This is a genomic window from Alteribacillus bidgolensis (assembly GCF_002886255.1).
Taxonomy (GTDB): Bacteria; Bacillota; Bacilli; order Bacillales; family Marinococcaceae; genus Alteribacillus; species Alteribacillus bidgolensis.
In genome coordinates, this window is sequence record NZ_KZ614149.1 from 223,414 (window position 1) to 242,634 (window position 19,221).

At 38.0% G+C, this 19,221-nt stretch carries 20 protein-coding genes; 18 read left to right on the forward strand and 2 right to left on the reverse strand.

What is annotated here, in order from left to right; translation table 11 throughout:
• Positions 1 to 28: 28 nt before the first annotated feature.
• The 9 genes from CEF16_RS01230 (at position 29) to yajC (ending at position 6,939) form a co-directional block, all read left to right on the forward strand.
• The gene (locus CEF16_RS01230) at positions 29 to 733 is read left to right on the forward strand and encodes a YhcN/YlaJ family sporulation lipoprotein (RefSeq protein WP_091586949.1); all 705 of its coding nucleotides are present in this window, start codon (positions 29 to 31) and stop codon (positions 731 to 733) included.
• Positions 734 to 961: 228 nt separating this feature from the next.
• Positions 962 to 1,717: a YebC/PmpR family DNA-binding transcriptional regulator gene (locus tag CEF16_RS01235; RefSeq protein WP_091586950.1), complete on the forward strand. Its 756-nt coding sequence runs from the start codon at positions 962 to 964 to the stop codon at positions 1,715 to 1,717.
• 111 nt (positions 1,718 to 1,828) lie between these two features.
• On the forward strand, positions 1,829 to 2,110 hold the full coding sequence (locus CEF16_RS01240) for a BofC N-terminal domain-containing protein (RefSeq protein WP_091586951.1): 282 nt from the start codon (positions 1,829 to 1,831) through the stop codon (positions 2,108 to 2,110).
• Positions 2,111 to 2,189: 79 nt separating this feature from the next.
• The gene (gene ruvA, locus CEF16_RS01245) at positions 2,190 to 2,795 is read left to right on the forward strand and encodes a Holliday junction branch migration protein RuvA (RefSeq protein ID WP_091586952.1); all 606 of its coding nucleotides are present in this window, start codon (positions 2,190 to 2,192) and stop codon (positions 2,793 to 2,795) included.
• 241 nt (positions 2,796 to 3,036) lie between these two features.
• A complete protein-coding gene (ruvB, locus tag CEF16_RS01250; RefSeq protein WP_091586953.1) occupies positions 3,037 to 4,041 on the forward strand; it encodes a Holliday junction branch migration DNA helicase RuvB in 1,005 nt (334 codons plus the stop codon).
• On the forward strand, positions 4,034 to 4,252 hold the full coding sequence (locus CEF16_RS01255) for a DUF2905 domain-containing protein (protein WP_175488375.1): 219 nt from the start codon (positions 4,034 to 4,036) through the stop codon (positions 4,250 to 4,252). The genes ruvB and CEF16_RS01255 overlap by 8 nt, the downstream gene beginning before the upstream one ends.
• 192 nt (positions 4,253 to 4,444) lie before the next feature.
• Positions 4,445 to 5,497, forward strand: a complete 1,053-nt coding sequence (queA, locus tag CEF16_RS01260; RefSeq protein ID WP_091586955.1) for a tRNA preQ1(34) S-adenosylmethionine ribosyltransferase-isomerase QueA — start codon at positions 4,445 to 4,447, stop codon at positions 5,495 to 5,497.
• Entirely contained in the window at positions 5,485 to 6,624 is a 1,140-nt protein-coding gene (gene tgt, locus CEF16_RS01265; RefSeq protein WP_091586956.1) for a tRNA guanosine(34) transglycosylase Tgt, read from the forward strand. Before queA ends, tgt begins: the two co-directional genes overlap by 13 nt.
• A 60-nt stretch (positions 6,625 to 6,684) precedes the next feature.
• Positions 6,685 to 6,939 carry a preprotein translocase subunit YajC gene (gene yajC, locus CEF16_RS01270; RefSeq protein WP_091586957.1) on the forward strand — a complete coding sequence of 85 codons (255 nt, stop codon included), beginning with the start codon at positions 6,685 to 6,687 and terminating at the stop codon, positions 6,937 to 6,939.
• Between the two features lie 336 nt (positions 6,940 to 7,275).
• Here the strand turns inward: yajC and CEF16_RS01275 are convergent, their stop codons facing one another.
• Positions 7,276 to 7,650, reverse strand: a complete 375-nt coding sequence (locus CEF16_RS01275; RefSeq protein WP_091586958.1) for a TIGR04086 family membrane protein — start codon at positions 7,648 to 7,650, stop codon at positions 7,276 to 7,278.
• Positions 7,651 to 8,020: 370 nt separating this feature from the next.
• On the opposite strand from CEF16_RS01275, the gene CEF16_RS01280 reads away from it, so the two are divergent.
• Entirely contained in the window at positions 8,021 to 9,316 is a 1,296-nt protein-coding gene (locus CEF16_RS01280; RefSeq protein ID WP_091586959.1) for an ArsB/NhaD family transporter, read from the forward strand.
• Positions 9,317 to 9,384: 68 nt separating this feature from the next.
• Complete coding sequence (locus CEF16_RS01285) at positions 9,385 to 10,038, forward strand: DUF421 domain-containing protein (protein WP_091586960.1); 654 nt, start codon at positions 9,385 to 9,387, stop codon at positions 10,036 to 10,038.
• An 11-nt stretch (positions 10,039 to 10,049) separates the two neighbouring features.
• On the opposite strand, the gene spoVB is transcribed toward CEF16_RS01285, so the two are convergent.
• Entirely contained in the window at positions 10,050 to 11,588 is a 1,539-nt protein-coding gene (gene spoVB, locus CEF16_RS01290; RefSeq protein WP_091586961.1) for a stage V sporulation protein B, read from the reverse strand.
• 286 nt (positions 11,589 to 11,874) lie between these two features.
• Here spoVB and CEF16_RS01295 point away from each other — a divergent pair, with 286 nt between their 5' ends.
• The 7 genes from CEF16_RS01295 to CEF16_RS01325 all read left to right on the forward strand — a co-directional run bounded on the left by CEF16_RS01295 (position 11,875) and on the right by CEF16_RS01325 (position 19,056).
• Complete coding sequence (locus tag CEF16_RS01295; protein ID WP_091586962.1) at positions 11,875 to 12,189, forward strand: post-transcriptional regulator; 315 nt, start codon at positions 11,875 to 11,877, stop codon at positions 12,187 to 12,189.
• A 328-nt stretch (positions 12,190 to 12,517) separates the two neighbouring features.
• Positions 12,518 to 13,819, forward strand: a complete 1,302-nt coding sequence (gene secD, locus CEF16_RS01300; protein WP_091587004.1) for a protein translocase subunit SecD — start codon at positions 12,518 to 12,520, stop codon at positions 13,817 to 13,819.
• A complete protein-coding gene (secF, locus tag CEF16_RS01305) occupies positions 13,809 to 14,756 on the forward strand; it encodes a protein translocase subunit SecF (protein ID WP_091586963.1) in 948 nt (315 codons plus the stop codon). The genes secD and secF overlap by 11 nt, the downstream gene beginning before the upstream one ends.
• A gap of 95 nt (positions 14,757 to 14,851) precedes the next feature.
• Positions 14,852 to 15,748, forward strand: a complete 897-nt coding sequence (locus tag CEF16_RS01310) for a cation diffusion facilitator family transporter (protein WP_091586964.1) — start codon at positions 14,852 to 14,854, stop codon at positions 15,746 to 15,748.
• 22 nt (positions 15,749 to 15,770) lie between these two features.
• The gene (locus tag CEF16_RS01315) at positions 15,771 to 16,097 is read left to right on the forward strand and encodes a LapA family protein (protein WP_091586965.1); all 327 of its coding nucleotides are present in this window, start codon (positions 15,771 to 15,773) and stop codon (positions 16,095 to 16,097) included.
• 78 nt (positions 16,098 to 16,175) lie between these two features.
• Positions 16,176 to 18,551, forward strand: coding sequence for a single-stranded-DNA-specific exonuclease RecJ (gene recJ / locus CEF16_RS01320; protein WP_091586966.1), 2,376 nt, complete (start codon positions 16,176 to 16,178; stop codon positions 18,549 to 18,551).
• Positions 18,541 to 19,056 (forward strand): adenine phosphoribosyltransferase, encoded by a 516-nt coding sequence (locus CEF16_RS01325; protein WP_091586967.1) that lies wholly within the window; start codon positions 18,541 to 18,543, stop codon positions 19,054 to 19,056. Before recJ ends, CEF16_RS01325 begins: the two co-directional genes overlap by 11 nt.
• The last annotated feature ends 165 nt before the right edge of the window (positions 19,057 to 19,221 follow it).

The following is a 19,221-nucleotide window of genomic DNA, read 5'->3' on the forward strand; positions in this document are numbered from 1 at the left end:
AAGCTAAATGATGAAAGGAGGTTTTTAAATGAAAAAAGCTGCATTAACGATGACAGCATTTACAATTATTGCAAGTGGGATAACAGGTTGTGGAGCTGCAAATGACGATAATGAAATGGGAGCACCTGCACGCTATAGTGGATATGATAATAACATGGATGGCCGAAATACTGGCGGGAACTTTAGACGTGATAATTATCGCGGTGAAGGACCAGTTACTGATATGATGACAGTAGATGATCGCCAGCAAGGCGGCAATTACCGAGGCGTAGGAGATGGCCGTGGTCAAATAGGTGACAGAGGTGGAATGATTGGTGACCGCGGAAATTTAAATACTAGAAATATAAATAATGGTCAAGGTGGCGGCCAAGCCGGAGGTCAAGGCAATAACCAACAAACTGCAGAAGAAATTTCTAGTGAAGTAGAAGATTTAAATGGTGTAGATGATGCCCGAGTCATTGTGCGTGACCAGGATGTTCTTATTGGTATTGACACCTATGAAGATGAAGAAAAAGCAGATAAATTAGCTGAAAAAATTAAAGCTGAAGTTGAAGAAGATTTAGATGAAAATAAAAATGTTTATGTTACTACCGATGAAGAACAATATGGAAACATTCAAGAGATCGACAATAACTTGCAAAATGGTATGGGATTAGATGAAGCAGGAGATACCATTAACTCAATGATTGAAGATTTAAGTAATGCAGCACAAAGACCTTTTGAAGACAGCTAACAATAAAAAGCGTTTCACAGCAGGAAAAATCCTCTGTGAGACGCTTGATTTTTTACTTTTAGAACGTTTAATTTTATTAAATGATTAAAGTATAAGTAAAACTACGGCTTCTACCATAAGGACTCGGCGGCAAGCCGTTTTTTTCTAAGTTTTTCGATTATAATTTGGGAAGCCTTTCATTGTTCTGGATTTTTGTGCTATATTTAATTATTGGAGGAGGAATGAACAATGGCGGGACATTCCAAGTGGCATAATATTAAGAGAAGAAAAGAGAGTCAGGATGCTAAACGCGCCAAAATTTTTACTAAGCTTTCAAAAGAAATTTTTGCTGCAGTTAGAGAAAGCGGAACGGATCCAAATACAAATTTAAGGCTGCGCATGGCTTTGACAAAAGCAAAAGCGGAGAATATTCCAAACGATAATATTGAAAGAACGATAAAAAAAGCAGCTGGCGAATCAGGCAGTGTGCAATACGAAGAAATAACATATGAAGGCTATGGTCCAGGCGGGGCTGCAGTTATGGTTCAAGCTCTTACCGATAACAAAAACCGTTCAGCAGCAGATATTCGTCATGCATTTACAAAGCATGGAGGAAACTTGGGTGAAAATGGCTGTGTTTCCTTTCTCTTTGATAAAAAGGGCCAATTAATTATTAGTCGTACAGAAGATATTAATGAAGATGAACTTATGCTAGAAGCGATAGAGGCAGGAGCAGAAGAGTTTGAATCAGACAAAGAAAATTTCTTCATTCAAACTGCTCCAGAGGAATTTGAAAACGTAAAACAAGCCTTAGAAGAAAATAACTTTCGTTTTTCAAAAGCAGAAGTAACAATGATACCACAGACTTACGCTGAAGTTACTGATGAACACGCAGAAAAAATGTTAAAAATGATTGATGCATTAGAAGATAATGATGATGTGCAAAGCGTTTATCATAATTTTGAAATAAATGAAGAACAGCTTTCTAGAGTGGCTTATGAATAATATTAGCATAAAAACCTTTTTTGTGGGGGATCATTTCCATAAAAAAGGTTTTTCATTGTCCTTTGGTAAAATATCACCTTTCATGGTAAGTAAAGGAAAAGGAGAAAGCATATGTTAATATCAGTAACTCGATATGTTGTAACTATTTTTTTGACTGGAACAATTCTTTTTTCACCTCAAGCAGAAGCGGAAATGGATAATTACCATCCTCGTTATCCTGCCATCTATGAAGTGATATTAGAAAAAGAAACATCAAATGGTTTGGTTGTAACAGAAAAAAAATATGAGACGGTGTGGGCAGTAGAAGATTTTTGGAGTAAGTATCAAAATTGGGAATTAATTGATCAAAAACAAGACCAAATAATTTTAAGAAAACCATATGAAAAGCATTAATATGTTTTTCATTATGACCACAGTTTGCTATTATTAAAGAAAGCATGTTCGCGTTTATAAGGAAAGGAAGTAACTTGTTTTGTATGAATTTCTTAGAGGATCGGTTGTGCATACGGAAAGAGAGACAATAACCTTAGAAGTAAATAATATTGGATATCTTATTTATTGTGCAAACCCGTTTGTTTTTGATAAAAAAGGCCAAGAGATCATTATTTATACATATCAATATGTTCGAGAAGATGTTTTGCGATTATATGGGTTTGCATCTAGAAAAGAAAGAGGATTATTTGAACTTCTTTTGCAAGTATCAGGAATTGGACCTAAAGGAGCGCTTGCAATTCTTGCAGCGGGAGCACCAGCTCAAGTAATGCAGGCAATTGAAGAAGAAAATGATAAATTTCTAGTTAAGTTTCCTGGAGTCGGTAAAAAAACAGCTAGACAAATGATACTCGACTTAAAAGGAAAACTGCAGGATATCATTGGAGATTCTGCTGGTTCCTCTTTAGATTTAAAGGATGAGCCAATAAACTCCATGGAAGAAGATGAATTAGAAGAAGCTTTAGAAGCACTAAGAGCCTTAGGCTATGGTGAAAAAGAAATCGCAAAAGTAAAACCAAAATTAAAAAAGGAAAATTTGAGTGCGGATGAATATGTGAGAAAAGCATTACAATGGATGCTTGCTTAAATTAATTATTAACATATTTACGTGGACGAACAGCTTTATTTTATAATTTGGAATGTTTAACTTTGTTAAAGGAACAAAGTACAAGTAAAACTACGACTTACGCCATAAGGACTCGGCGGCAAGCCGAGTTTTTCTAAAAAATTAGTTGAGAATGTTTACCTTTTTTAAGTAGTCCTCATCTGAAAGCTTGGTACAATATACGAGTTTGATGAGTTAAAGCAAGCAAGCAGGTGGTGTTAATATGGAAGAGCGCGTGGTTTCGCAGGAAGCTCACGGTGAAGAAGATATCGCAGAAAGCAGCATTAGACCGATAGATTTCTCTCAATACATTGGCCAGGAGAAAGTAAAAGAAAATCTTGAAGTCTTCATAGAAGCGGCAAAAATTCGTGAAGAGTGCCTTGATCATGTCCTTTTGTATGGACCCCCAGGACTTGGGAAAACAACCCTTGCAATGATTATTGCAAATGAAATGGGGGTAAACATCAGGACAACCTCAGGACCTGCCGTGGAACGTCCTGGTGATTTAGCAGCCGTGTTAACTGCACTAGAACCGGGCGATGTCTTATTTATAGATGAAATCCACCGTTTGCCTCGTTCTGTTGAAGAAGTATTATATCCAGCCATGGAGGATTTTTGTATAGACATAATTATTGGGAAAGAATCAACCGCAAGATCGGTTCGATTAGACCTTCCTCCTTTTACGCTTGTAGGAGCGACAACACGGGCTGGTATGCTGTCTTCCCCTTTAAGAGATCGTTTTGGGGTACATTCTAGACTCGAATATTACAATGAAACAGAACTCGCAAAAATTGTTAATCGCAGCGGTGAGTTATTGGGTGTTCAAATAGAGGAAGACGCAGCCCTAGAACTGGCAAGGCGGTCCAGAGGTACACCTAGAATTGCGAACCGTTTATTAAGAAGAGTCAGGGATTTTGCTCAAGTAAAAGGAAGCAGCAAAGTCTCTTCATCGCTGGCTGATACAGCCCTCGAAAAATTACAAGTTGATCGCCTTGGGTTAGATGAGGTTGATCATAAACTGCTTGTCAGCATTATAGAAAAATTTAGAGGAGGCCCTGTCGGTGTAGAAGCACTTGCGGCTACGATAGGTGAAGAAGCAAACACACTAGAAGACGTTTATGAACCGTACTTAATGCAGATAGGATTTTTAGTAAGAACTCCTCGAGGCCGCATGGTAACAGCACAAGTCTATGAGTATTTGCAAATGGAGGTGCCAGATCGTGGCTGATTTTCCAAAAATATTGATCGGACTTGGTATTGCTCTCATCCTGTTTGGCCTCATTTGGCAGGTAGGAGGAAAGTTCATATCACTTGGTAAGTTGCCAGGTGATATTATAATAAAGAAAGAAAACTCTACATTTTATTTTCCGATCGTTACGTCCATCGTTATTAGCATCGTTCTTTCCCTTGTATTTTATATTATAGGTCGATTCCGTTAACTGCTTGTCATCGTCTAATTTTTTTTGTACTGTTAGGAAGGTATAAGTTATATTGGTAAACAGTATAAGACAAAACTAAGTATCCGTTATTTGAGCTCGGCGGCAAGCCAAGTTATTCTAATATACAGATGCAGGTATGTTACCTCATTACCGGTATTAAAGAGGAAACAGGAGAAAAGAGGTTGAAGAGAAATGAATGTGGAAGATTTTAATTTCACGCTGCCAGAAGAATTAATTGCTCAAATCCCCCTAAAAAAAAGAGATGCCTCCCGGTTAATGGTACTTGACCCGGAAGCGGCAAGTTACAAACATGAAATGTTTCCTGCTTTATTAAATTATCTTAAAGAAGGGGATTGTCTTGTTCTTAACGATACAAGAGTCCTCCCTGCCCGTTTGTTCGGAGAAAAAGAAACAGGTGGACAGGTAGAAGTGCTTCTTTTAAATCAAGAGCAAGAAGATGAATGGGAAACGTTAATAAAACCAGCTAAGCGAGTGAAACCTGGTACGAAACTTTCCTTTGGAAATGGTAAATTAACAGCAGAGTGTACAGGGATTTTAGAACATGGCGGGAGAATGCTCCGATTTGAATATGAAGGTGTATTTTTAGAAATACTCGATGAATTGGGAGAGATGCCGCTTCCTCCTTACATAAATGAAAAGCTTTCTGATAATGATAGGTATCAAACGGTTTATGCAAAACATGATGGCTCTGCTGCAGCTCCTACGGCCGGCTTGCATTTTACAGAGGATCTGCTGCATCGTATAAAAAAAATGGGTGTTCACGTCACTACAGTAACACTCCATGTAGGGTTAGGCACGTTTCGTCCGGTGGCTGCTGAAACTATAGAAGATCATCATATGCATGCAGAGTTTTTTCAAATAAGCGAAGGTACAGCTAAGCTATTAAACGAAACAAAAGACAACGGAAATAACATTATAGCAGTCGGCACAACTTCTGCGCGAACATTAGAGACAGTTGCCCAAAAGGAACAAGGTAGATTTAAAAAAGATTCGGGCTGGACGGATATTTTTATTTATCCTGGCTACTGTTTTCAAGGAATAGATGCGCTTCTTACCAATTTTCACCTGCCAAAGTCTACGCTTGTTATGCTTGTTAGCGCTATGGCAGGAAGAGAGTTTTTATTATCTTCATATCAAGAAGCAGTTAAAGAACGTTATCGTTTCTTTAGTTTTGGCGATGCTATGCTTATTATGAAAGGAAGTCACAACAAATGGCGGCAGTGACATATGAACTGATTAAAACATGTAAACAATCAGGAGCAAGATTAGGGAAAATCCACACCCCTCACGGTACAATTGACACTCCTATTTTCATGCCGGTAGGTACATTGGCTACAGTGAAAACGTTAAGTCCTGAAGAATTAAATGATATGGCAGCACAGATTATTTTAAGTAATACATATCACCTATGGCTTCGTCCTGGAGAAGATATCATTGCTGAAGCCGGCGGCCTTCATTCCTTTATGAATTGGGATAAGCCAATACTTACAGACTCAGGTGGTTATCAGGTTTTCAGCTTAAGTAAACTTCGAGATATTAAAGAAGAAGGGGTACATTTTAGAAATCATATCAGCGGCGAAAAACTATTTCTATCTCCTGAAAAAGCAATGAACATTCAAAATGCGCTTGGGCCTGATATCATGATGGCATTTGACGAATGTCCGCCATATCCTGCTGAAAGGGATTATATGAAAGCTTCGGTTGAACGTACTACAAGGTGGGCGGAACGTTGTTTAGAAGCTCATCAAAGACCAATTGATCAAGCTTTATTTGGGATTGTCCAAGGTGGAGAATATGAAGATTTGAGGAAACAATCTGCAAATGATTTGATTTCCTTAGACTTTCCGGGTTATGCTGTAGGCGGATTATCTGTAGGGGAACCTAAAAATGTTATGAATGAAGTATTGGACTTTACTACTCCGCTTTTACCAGAAAACAAGCCCCGCTACTTAATGGGAGTAGGTTCAGCAGATTCTCTAATTGATGGGGCAATTAGAGGAATAGACATGTTTGATTGCGTACTGCCAACTCGTATTGCTAGAAATGGTACATGCATGACCAGCAGAGGACGTCTTGTAGTACGAAATGCTAAATATACCCGGGATTTTCGCCCGCTTGATGACCATTGTGATTGTTATACATGTAAAAATTATTCGCGAGCTTATATTAGACATCTAGTTAAGTGCAATGAAACATTTGGTTTTAGATTAACTTCTTACCATAATCTTTATTTCCTGTTAAAATTAATGAAACAGGTTCGTGAAGCTATTGAAGATGACAGGCTGCTTGATTTTAAAGAAGAATTTTTTGAACAATACGGATTTTACAGCCAGAACGCTAAAAATTTTTAAAGGAAGAAAGCGCTGTATATTCAGTTTCACTGATGGAAGGCTATGAAGGGAGGGAAAATAATGGAAGCAATTATTATGCTGGTGCTCATGTTTGCTATTTTTTATTTCTTGCTGATCCGGCCGCAGCAAAAACGACAAAAACAGGTTCGGGAAATGCATTCCAACTTGCAAAAGGGAGACCGCATTGTCACCATTGGCGGTTTGCATGGGACAATTGATGCGTTAGACGAAAACAAAATTGTTCTTCTCGTTGAGAATAATCAAAAGCTAACTTTTGATCGCAATTCTGTACGAGATGTCGTTAATGAGGACTAATATGTCTTCATTTACATAAGTAAGGTACAAACTAGCGAATAAAAGAACTCAAAAGGGCTGTCTCAAAAGGTTAGTTTACATTGGTTATCTAGCAACTGGAATATGTGATACTTCTCAGCGGTAAATAGGGCAGTATGAAGACCCCTCAGTGAGGGGTAACCGTCGCCCGCAAATAGTAAGTATGTTCCAGTTGCTCTTGCCGAGAACTGACTTATGGGACAGCCTTTTCTTTAACACTTTACGAAATTTAAATTTGTTAAAGGAACAAAGTATAAGTAAAATTACGACTTCCGCCATAAGGACTCGGCGGCAAGCCGAGTTTTTCTAACATAATTATTAAAGGGAAACAGCGTTTACGCCAATCGCCCCTCCGATTGCGGAAGAAGCGAGAAAACTAGAGAAAAAAACGGCTTGCATACTTGATAAAGAACTGTCATACCCAAGATATTGAAATAATACGACAATACATAAGACTCCTGCAGCTGTTAAGATGCCAGTGAACATCCCCTTTTCCTTTGCCCGCAGTCCTGAAATAAATCCTCCTATTCCAAAACTGATGAGAGCCAATATAAATAATAACCATTGGATCGATCCTTCAGATATAGCTGTGAATCGAAGCATTACAGAAAAGATGATGCTGCAGCCAATAAGCAGCCCGATAATGACAACCATACCTGCCCCTATTGCATTGAAACGGCTAGAACGCTCCATAATTCTCCCCCTTTATTTCTTGTTATTAAAGGTATATGGACAAGGAGACGAAAATAGAAGAAGTTTGTTTTGGCAGCAGCCATTTTTCCTTGTACCTTTAGGAAAGTTTAAGTTTGTTGAAGGATCAAAGTATAAGTAAAACTACATCTTCCGCCATAGGACCCGGCGGCAAGCCGAGTTTTTCTAACATTGTTAGAAAAGTAAACGTATTGGTAAAAAAGTATAAGCAAACGACCGCATGTCAGTGTATAAGACCTGGCATTGTTTCCTTTAGGAGGCAATCCAGGTTTTCATAAAAACAAATTATCAGTTCAAAAGAGTGCTCTCTATACATAAGCTAGTACAAACCCGTAAAAAGGTGGTAGCTTAAGTGGAAGAAGTAGCACTTGCTCTTTTAATATTCATGATTAGTTATTTTTTTCTTATTACCGAAAAAGGCGACCGTGCTCTAGTAGCATGTGCAGGCGGCCTGCTTATGGTTATTTGCGGAGTGCTTGATCTAGGTCTTGTTTTCTTTCGGTACATAGATTGGCACACGATTGCCTTATTATTATCTATGATGATCATTGTATCTATAAGCAGTCAGAGTGGAATGTTTCAATTTGCGGCTGTAAGGACAGCACAACTAGTAAAAGGAAGGCCTTTACCTCTCCTTGTATTACTATCTTTCTTGACAGCCGTGGGCTCTGCATTTCTTAATAATGTTACAACCGTTCTGCTCATTACACCTGTGGTGTTCACATTAACGAACATGCTGCGTTTAAAAACACTTCCTTTTCTTATGGCTATTATTATTTCATCAAACATAGGTGGAACGGCTACATTAATTGGAGACCCGCCAAATTTAATGATTGGACAGGCAGCAAAAGATTTATCATTTAATGATTTTTTGGTGCATCTAGGACCTCCTTCAGTCATAATTTTTATATTTGCTATGACTGGACTCGCCCTATATTACAAAAACGTGTTGAAACGAAAAAACAGTCAGGAAGCAAGGCAGAGTTTAATGGATCTTACAGCAGCCGATTTTATTACGAGCAAATCGTTGTTAAAAAAATCGGTATGGGTACTGGTTTTGACGATATCAGCTTTTTTGCTTCAGCCTTTGATTAAAGTAGAATTAACAGCGATAGCGATGGGCGGAGCCCTCTTTTTAATGTTTTTAACACAAAAAGAAGCAAACCCTGAAGCTATCTTTAAACAAATGGAATGGACGACCATTTTCTTTTTTGCAGGGCTGTTTATGCTCGTAGGAGGTCTTGAAGAAACTGGTTTATTAGAAGAATTAGCTAGAGGCATAATATTTATGACAGAAGGAAATATGACAAAGACATCTCTATCATTGTTATGGATCTCTGGAATCGTATCAGGTTTTGTAGATAATATTCCGTTTGTAGCAGCAATGATTCCTGTGGTACTGGAATTAGAAGGTTATGGAATGGGAGATCTTGAGCCAGTGTGGTGGGCATTAGCGCTTGGAGCATGCCTAGGAGGAAATGCTACTCTCATTGGGGCAACAGCTAATGTTATTGTTGCAGGTTTGGCTTCCAAACAAGGAAAGGGTTTCAGTTACCTTGATTTTTTTAAGATCGGCGCACCGACGGCTCTTGTTTCATTGATTGTTTCCACCCTTTACGTATATTTGCGTTATCTATTGCTTTACTAAACAATACATGTATATAAGGATGATAGGTAACAATAACGGAGACGAATTGAGACAAGAAGGTGTGGAATGTGGAGGTCTTGACTATTGTGCTGCGCACCATCGTCGTATATTTGTTCTTATTGATCATTTTGCGAGTGATGGGGAAAAGAGAAATCGGGGAACTGTCTGTTTTAGATTTTGTAGTATCTATTATGATTGCTGAACTTGCTGTCGTATCAATAGATAATGTCAATGTACCAGTTATTGAAGCGTTTACTCCTATAATTGTACTCTCTATCATTCAAATAGTATTGGCGTATTTATCTTTAAAAAGTCCAAAACTGCGGCACCTTATTGATGGAAAACCTGTCGTTTTAATCAAGGACGGAAAAATAAATGAAAAAGAGATGAAAAAACAACGATACAACTTTGATGATTTGCTCATGCAAATTAGAGAGAAAGATATAAAAGATGTGTCAAACGTAGAATTTGCTATACTAGAGCCTTCAGGTGATTTGTCTGTGTTTGAAAAACAAAACGAAGAAGATGAACAGGAATACACCTATCCGATCCCCTTAGTTATTGACGGTGAAATTCAAATTGAGCAGTTGGGAATGGCAAAAAAAGATGAACTATGGCTTCGAAGAGAATTACGAAAGGCTGGAATTGACAATTTAAAGGCCGTCTCTTATTGCGTATTGCAGGAAAGTGGGATATTATATATAGATTTAAAAGAAGAGTAGATCTAACCGCTCTATACTTTAGGAACGAGCTTTTTAAGCTGGTTCCATTTTATTATTCCAGCTGAGAATAAAAGAATAAAATACAGTCCTGCAGACAGCAATGCTGCAGCTGCGGTTTGTATAAAAGTCGTTTGTTCTTCCAAAAAATGGTTAATAATTATTTGTGTACCTATTACAGATGAAAGAGCTGTTAGAATAACCAAAAAACAATACCCAGCTTCAAAAATAAAACCTACAGTTTTAGAGACCACATAAAGATGAAGCAGTGTAACCAGCATCATATTAATAGCAACAGCTAAAGCAGCACCCTTAATGCCCAGTTCAGGCTGTGATGTAAGAACGAAAAGAGCAGCCATTTTAATAACAGCACCAACTAACGTGTTTATCATCGCAGACCTTGCAAGGTTAAGACCTTGTAAAACAGCTTGAAGAGGGCCTTGCAAGTATAGAAAAATGCTGAATGGAGCCAGGATTTTAATATAATATGCTGTATGCGGGGCATCATACATGACTGTCATTACTAATTCTGCAAAGACATATAAAAAGAGAGATGAAAACACCCCAGCTAATAACGCTGTCCTAAGCGTTTGGCGGAGCCTGTTTTGAATAACTGCATAATTATTATTAGCTGCAGCTTCGCTTACAGCAGGAACTAATGTTACAGAAAAAGAATAAGTAATAAAAGTAGGTAAAAACAAAAGAGGTATCACAAACCCGCTTAATTCACCGTATTGAGCTGTTGCTGCAGCCGTAGCTACCCCGGCGAGGGCAAGACTTTGAGCAATGATGATCGGTTCAAAAAACAATGATATAGATCCGATCATACGGCTTCCAGTAGCTGGTAAAGCAATAGCCATTAAATTATGAAAAGTATTCTTACTTTCTTTAAGAGCCTCTAGAAATTGGCTTCTTACTTTTAACGGTTTATTGCTTTTAAAACATTTCATCATATACAGTAACGAAACAAGTTCTCCTGCCACTACAGAAAGCATTGCGCCAGCTGCAGCATATTCTAGCCCATAGGGGAGTAATGCTTTCGTACATACGGCTACCAGGGAAATACGCACTGTTTGTTCTAATACTTGTGAAATGGCTGTCGGTTTCATATTCTGTCTGCCTTGAAAGTATCCTCTCAATACTGCAGAAACAGCTACAATAGGGATGATAGGAGTAATAGCAATTAAGGGATAAAGGGCGCGATCGTCTGTTAAGAAATATTTTGCAAAGAAAGGCGCTGCTGTTAGTAAAGCGATAGTGAAGAGAACACTTAAAGTCCCTGTAACACAAAGAGACACTACAAGTACTTTTTTCATTTTCCGGGTGTCATTTTGAATATCTGCTTCTGCAATTAATTTAGATATCGCAACAGGAAGGCCTAATTGTGTTAAGGTAATAATAAGTAAAAGAGACGGAAAAGCCATCATATACAGGCCTACACCTTCAGCTCCTAATATCTTAGCAGTGATTATTCTATTTATAAATCCAAGAATGCGAGTAACTAAACCAGCAATAATTAATATTATCGTTCCTTGAATAAAGGTTTGTTTCATCCTTTCGCCCCCGTCTTTTTTTCACAGTGCAACCTTTCTTAAAGGCTGCTGTATCTGTAAGTAAAGAAGCACCGAATTTTAGCTGGCACCTCAATTTGATTTTGCAAATATGATTAAGAGGGATGATATCATTGCACCTATCGCATTTACGGGCCTGTACTATGAAAGACGCACTCGTTGAAGTTGCAATTTATGGTCAGTAACCTCTACTTCTAGAAATGTATATGCAAAAAGTCCGGACAGGCATGACATTTTTTTAAAGAAGAAAAACTTGGGAGGAACTATTATGTGTGAGCAGCAATTCGAAGTTTGGAAATCAGACGCTGAACCGGCTTTAAGAAGTAAAGTTGAGGAGTTTCAGCTGATGGGCTACAATCATGCAGATAAGGATGAAGTGTGGAAGTGTGTTATTGAAAAATTAAAAAAGAAAAAAGATTATGTACGCTTTCATGTACTTATCAATTCAATATTAACGTTAAGACTTAGTGAATACATGAACAGATTAACGATTTCTGCTTATAAGGAAAGCCGCACCTCAAATTTAAACAACTTAATGAATGAAATTGAAAACCATAATTCAAATAAACGTCATTTGACATGAAAAACCAGGCATCAGTATAATTAAAATGCTGCTTCATAGGCAATCTTTTACATAGTTTGTTTTTTATAGAAAGAGGTTTATAAAGAATAGAAATGCCCAGCCACTCGGCCCCCAAACGAGATGGGGTCGTTTAGCGTTACAGGGTGTGGTGGATGCTGTTAGTGCAGGACGTTTGCAATTGCAGCAGGAGTTCTTTTATTTTATTTGAACTTCCCTATTCCCATGGTGTTTGTGCTTTTTTATTGGTAGTTAACACCCGGTTTTAGTCAGCCTTTTTCCTGTTTTTAAACGGCATCAGGGAACTGGCCGAAGGAGGATGAAAGCATTAATGGTGAAAAAATCGAGAATTGTGGCTTTTTTTGTGATAATTGCCCTTTTGGGTGGAATCATTTCACAAACTGTCATGGACACCGCAAAAGGAATTAATTTAGGGTTGGATTTACAAGGTGGTTTTGAAATCTTATATGAAGTGAATCCAGCAGAAGATGGATCAGAAATTACAGAAGAAACGTTACAGGCAACAGTAAGCGCCTTAAATCAGAGAGTTAACGTGCTGGGGGTTTCAGAACCGAATATTTCCATTGAAGGAGAAGATCGGATTAGAGTACAGCTTGCCGGTGTAGAAGATCAGCAGACAGCTCGTGAACTGCTGGCTACAGAAGCTGACTTAAGCTTTAGGGATGTAGATGACAATGAACGTCTTTCTGGTGAAGATCTTGAAGAGAACGGAGCAAGCGTAGGCTTTGATCAATCTAATCAACCGGTTGTAACGGTAACGTTAAGAGATGGAAATGCTTTTGGGGAAGTAACGGAAGACATTCTTAATGATTATAGTCCTCCTAACAATCGTCTTGTCATTTGGCTGGATTATGAAGAAGGAGACTCCTTTGCAGAAGAATACCAACAAGAGGAACCTAAATACTTATCAGCCCCGGCTGTGAACCAGCCTCTTTATCATAAAAATATACAAATAGAAGGTAATTTTGAATTAGAAGAAGCAGAGTTTTTAGCAGAAGTACTTAATTCCGGTTCTCTACCAGTAGAGCTTGAAGAAATTTACTCCAATGCTGTTGGTGCTTCTCTTGGGGAAGATGCGATGGAAAAAACAATATTTGCTGGTTTCATTGGTATAGGCCTTATATTGGCGTATATGATGATATACTATCGTTTTATGGGAGTGGTTGCAGCAATCACCCTCAGTGCTTATATTTATATTGTCCTTACGATATTTAATTGGATGGAAGGCGTGTTGACACTCCCAGGTATTGCTGCTCTCATTTTAGGGGTAGGTATGGCAGTGGATGCTAATATCATTACATATGAAAGAATAAAAGAAGAGATTAGGTCTGGAAGATCTATTATGTCAGCATTCAAATCAGGTTCTAGAAGATCGCTTTCAACTATTCTAGATGCTAACATTACAACGATTCTTGCGGCAGGAGTCCTGTTCTATTACGGAACCAGTTCTGTGCAAGGTTTTGCGGTTATGCTTATCGTTAGTATATTAACAAGTTTTTTAACGGCTGTTTATGGTTCCAGGCTGCTTTTGGGATTATGGGTGAAAAGCAGAATATTTAACAAGAAGCCGCGTGTTTTTGGAGTGAAGGAGAGTGAAATCAATGAACTTTAAGACAAATAAACGTGTTCCTTTTGTTAAACACCGTAAAAAGTTCTTTTTGTTTTCTCTCGTCTTTACACTGGCTGGAATTATTTTATTATCGACAGCAGGATTAAACCTCGGTATTGATTTTGAGAGCGGCTCAAAAGTAGAGGTATTGGCAGATGAAACATTGACAGAGGAAGAAGTTTATGAACAGTTTGCTGAAGCCGGAAGTGGATATGAGCCGGATGATGTAACGCTTGCCGGAGATAATAATGAAATGGCTTATGCGAGTTTTATTGGTACGTTAGATCAAGCGGAAATAGCAGAAATTCAAAATTATTTTGTTGATCAATATGACAATGAACCAAGTGTGAGTACGGTTTCTCCCCAGGTTGGTCAAGAATTAGCTAAAAATGCTCTCATATCTGTGCTTATTGCTTCAATAGGGATCATTATTTATGTGAGTATTCGTTTCCAATTTTTATATGGTGTAGCGTCGATCGTTGCTTTACTGCATGACGCCTTTTTTATCATTGTTGTGTTTTCTATTGTGCAATTTGAAGTCAATGTACCATTTATTGCGGCGGTGTTAACAATTGTAGGTTATTCTATCAACGATACAATAGTTACGTTTGACCGCATTAGAGAAAATATGAACGAAACAGAAGAAATAAAAACCTTTGATGATTTGGCCGAAGTCGTAGATGTGAGTTTGAATCAAACATTGACAAGGTCTATCAACACAGTGTTAACTGTTGTATTTGCTGCTGTTTGTATATTTCTTCTCGGCGGGGAAGCTATTCGATCCTTTTCTTTTGCTTTAGTTATAGGGTTGATAGCAGGTACCTATTCTTCATTGTTTTTAGCTTCTCAGTTATGGCTCGTTTGGAAATGGAAAAGCTTAGAACGTGAGAAGAACAAGCCGAAAAAAGAAGATCCAGAGGATTTAGAGCCTGAAGTATAGTCTTTTAAAAGGTCATGGTACATACCATGGCTTTTTAATTGGTATAATTTAAAGGACATCTTTCGCTTAGGTACGTCTTAACTGGTGGTGGGAAAATGGAAAACTATGAGGAACAGCGTTATAAAATGGTAAGAGTCGGAGCCCTGGTCGGTATTTTCGGTAACATTTTCCTGGCATTACTAAAAGGAATCGTTGGGTGGGCAGCAGAAAGCAGGGCATTAATTGCAGACGCAGTTCATTCTGCTTCAGATGTAGTAGGTTCTGTTGCTGTGTTAATAGGAATACGTGCAGCGAAGCTCCCGCCCGATAAAGATCATCCATATGGTCACGGGAAAGCAGAAACTGTAACATCTATTATTGTTGCTGTTTTACTTTTTATCGTAGGTTTCGAAATTGGTTTAGATGCGGTAAAGGATGCAGGTCATACTATTGTTATACCTAAGCCGGCAGCATTGTATGCTGTAGTTTTTTCTATTCTATTAAAAGAAATAATGTTTCGTTACAAGCATTTCTTGGGAAAAAAATATAGAAGTGAGGCACTTTTAACAGATGCATGGCATCATCGCTCAGATGTGTTTTCATCATTAGCTGCACTGTTAGGTATTGGCGCCTCTATTATAGGGGATCAATTAGGCATTTCCTGGTTATTATACGGCGATTTGGCTGCTGGTTTATTTGTAGCTGTATTAATTATGAAAATGGCGTGGAAATTAGGAGAAGAATCTATTCACAATGCACTTGATCATGTATTACACCCAGAAGATACTGTTAAAATGCGGGAACAAGCTGAACAAATAAATGGTGTAATACAGATTGATGAATTTTTTGCAAGAGAACATGGTCACTATGTCATCGTGGATATAAAAATTGCGGTGGACCCTGGTATCACAGTGGAAGAAGGACACGCCATCGGAAAAAAGGTGAAAGAAAAACTTTTACAAAATGAACACATAAAAGATGTTTTTATTCACATAAATCCATACGAAGGCTAAGTCTTTGGAAAGGGGGAAGATAATGAGGGGACAATCCGCGTTAATATTAGGATTTATTGCTGCTCTGGTTATCGCTGTTTTTGCAGTAATTAATGTTGATGGTGTAGAAGTAAACTATTTGTTTGGTTCTGCTGAATGGCCCTTAATTTTAGTGATACTTGGTTCTGTAGTGATGGGGGCTGTTATAGTTGGTTCTCTAGGTATGATTCGAGTATATCGATTGCAGCAGGAAGTGAAACTCTGGAAGAAAAGAGCAGAACATTCTACAAGAGAGCAGGAAAATGCAAGAGGATCAGTTGAAGAAAACTCCGATTCCATTAAAAAAGGTGCGGCTTCCAAACCAAAATAAGAAGTTTATGTGAAAGGTATGTGACTGATTGTAACCCTTGACCCCCTTTAGTATAATGGGTGGGTCAGGGGTGGTTTTATGTTGAGACCAAAAACGAGATGGGAATGCACAGAAGAGGAATTTAACGGAAATGAAGAATTACAACAAGAAATGAATCTATCTTCTTTGACTTCAAAAATTTTATGGACAAGAGGATATAAAAGTATAGATGAAGCAAAACAGTTTTTGAATACAGATATATCTCAAACGCACGACCCGTTTTTAATGGATGGAATGCAGCAGGCTGTTGATAGAATAAGACAGGCTGTACAAAACGAGGAGAAAATTCTTGTATTCGGTGACTACGATGCAGATGGTGTTTCAAGCACGACTATTATGATCATGTTGTTAAAAGAATTAAAAGCTAATTTTGGGTGGTACATACCAAATAGATTTACAGAAGGATACGGACCGAACATTCCAGCACTGAAAACAGCAAGTGAAGAGGGAGCTTCACTAGTTATAACAGTAGACACTGGAATAGCAGCTGTGTCAGAAATAAGAGCAGCGACTGAAATGGGACTTGAGGTAATTGTTACGGACCATCACGAACCGCCGCCAGAACTGCCTGAAGCCTACTCTATTGTAAACCCTAAAAAGCCAGGATGTCAGTATCCATTTAAAGAACTTGCAGGAGCGGGAATTGCTTTAAAGGTAGCACATGCAGTATTGGGTTATTTCCCAAAACATATGCTTGATATATTTACTTTAGGCACCATCAGTGATCTAGTACCTTTACTAGATGAAAACAGAGCAATGGTGAAAACTGGTTTAAAAGAACTTACTTTTTCTCAAAAGCCGGGAATACAAGCATTAAAAAGTATTTGTGGTATTGACGGGGAAGACATTCAAGAAGACCACGTCGGATTTGCAATGGGACCGCGAATAAATGCGGCAGGAAGAATGGAAGCGGCAGATCCAGCAGTTCATTTACTTACTGCTCAAAACCTAGAAGAAGCCAAGGAATGGGCTCATGTGATAGATGAATTAAACAAAGAACGCCAACAGATAGTCAATGAAATGACAAAAGAAGCGATAGAAGAAGTAGAAACAAATTTTCCGCTAGACGAAAATAAAGTAATTGTTATTGGGAAAAAAGGATGGAACCCAGGGGTCATTGGCATCACCGCTTCAAGGTTAACAGAAAGGTTTTACCGCCCGGTCATTGTGTTAGCAATTGATGGAGAAACAGGGGAGGCAAAAGGTTCGGCCCGCAGTATTGAAGGTTTTGATATGTTTAAACAATTATCTAAAAACCGAGACCTGCTGCCGCATTTTGGAGGTCATCCCATGGCAGCAGGTCTTACGATGAGCATGCACGATATAGAAGAATTAAGAAGCCGGTTATGCAAACAAGCAGAAGAAGATGTAGAGGAAAGTGCTTTTATTCCAATGACCAAAATAGATCTGCCGATAGCTTTACAAGAAGTAACTGTTTCATCTTTAGAAGAAATGAGCAAACTTGCACCGTTTGGGGTAGGCAATCCTAAACCAATATTTATCATCAAAGATACAGAAATTACTTCTAAACGAAAAATAGGAAGTGAAAGAAATCATTTGAAAATGGAACTTGGCTGGGAAACGGTCCGTTTGGATTGTATAGGTTTTCGACTAGGACATTTAGAAGATGAATTAACAGAAAAAGCGACAGTTTCTGCTGTTGGAGAATTGTCTATTAATGAATGGAATGGCTTTCGAAAACCTCAATTATTTTTAAAGGATGTAGCTGTGAACACTTGGCAGTTATTCGATAAAAGAAAAAATAGAAAAAGTCTAGAAGAGCAAATAAACCAATTGCCAGATGAAGAAACGGCTGTATTAATCTTTCAAGATAGTACATATTCAACGTTATTGCCAATTTTGCAGAATAAGCAAGTACTATACAATACTAAGGAAAAAGAGGAGAAGATTTCAGCAGCTTACGTGGTGATTGCTGACATGCCTTCGTGTATGTCTGAATTAGCTGATCACTTAGCACGTGTTAATAATGTGGAACGGCTTTATGCTTTTTTTGAAGAGAAAAATGAACTTTACTTTCAACCTACCCCAACACGCGATGATTTTAAGTGGTATTATGCATTTTTAAAAAAACGGGAAACATTCGATGTGCAAAAACACGGGGATGAATTAGCCAGAAGAAAAGGATGGCTTTCTGCATCGGTTACTTTCATGACAGAAGTGTTTTTTGAACTTGATTTTGTTACAATGAACAATGGTGTTGTTACTATTAATAAATCACCATCTAAAAAAGATCTTACGAATTCTTTATATTATCAAAAACATATTCAAAAAAAACAAGCTGAACAAGAATTGTTATATTCTAGCTATAATGAATTGAAAGAGAAATTGGAGCCGTATATTTCGGATGTCTCTCTGAAAAATGATTTGAAGGAGAAGGTTGGCAATGGATTTTAAAGATTATATCACTGTAGTAGAAAATTACCCTAAAGAAGGTATTCGATTTAAAGACATAACAACTTTAATGCAAAATGGAAAAGTCTATAAAAAAGCAATAAACGATATGACCGCTTTTGCTTCCAATCAAAATATAGATGTCGTTGTGGGACCGGAAGCTCGAGGTTTTGTAGTAGGCTGTCCGATTGCATACTCTCTTGGTAAAGGCTTTGTTCCTGTTCGTAAAAAAGGAAAACTTCCTAGAGAAACAGTTGATGTGGAATATGGTCTTGAATATGGAAAAGATAGTCTTTCAATCCACAAAGATGCTATCCTTCCCGGGCAGAATGTTTTGATTACAGATGACCTTCTTGCAACAGGTGGAACGGTAAATGCTACGGTAAAGTTAGTCGAAGACCTTGGCGGTAAAGTTGCTGGTCTGGCATTTATGATAGAATTAAAATACTTAAACGGTCGAAAAAATCTTGATCAGTATAATATTTACTCCCTTGTTGAATTTGATTAAGGAATATAAAACAAATTATACTGTGTGAGGGTGCTGTTTGCGCTATACTGATTAATAAGCTTAATTATGTTGTATGAAGTGTCCGCAAAAAAACAATAATTCTTTCCAATGGAAAGAGTTATTCACTCCTATTTTGATTAAGCTCGCCATTCGGCGAGTTTTTCT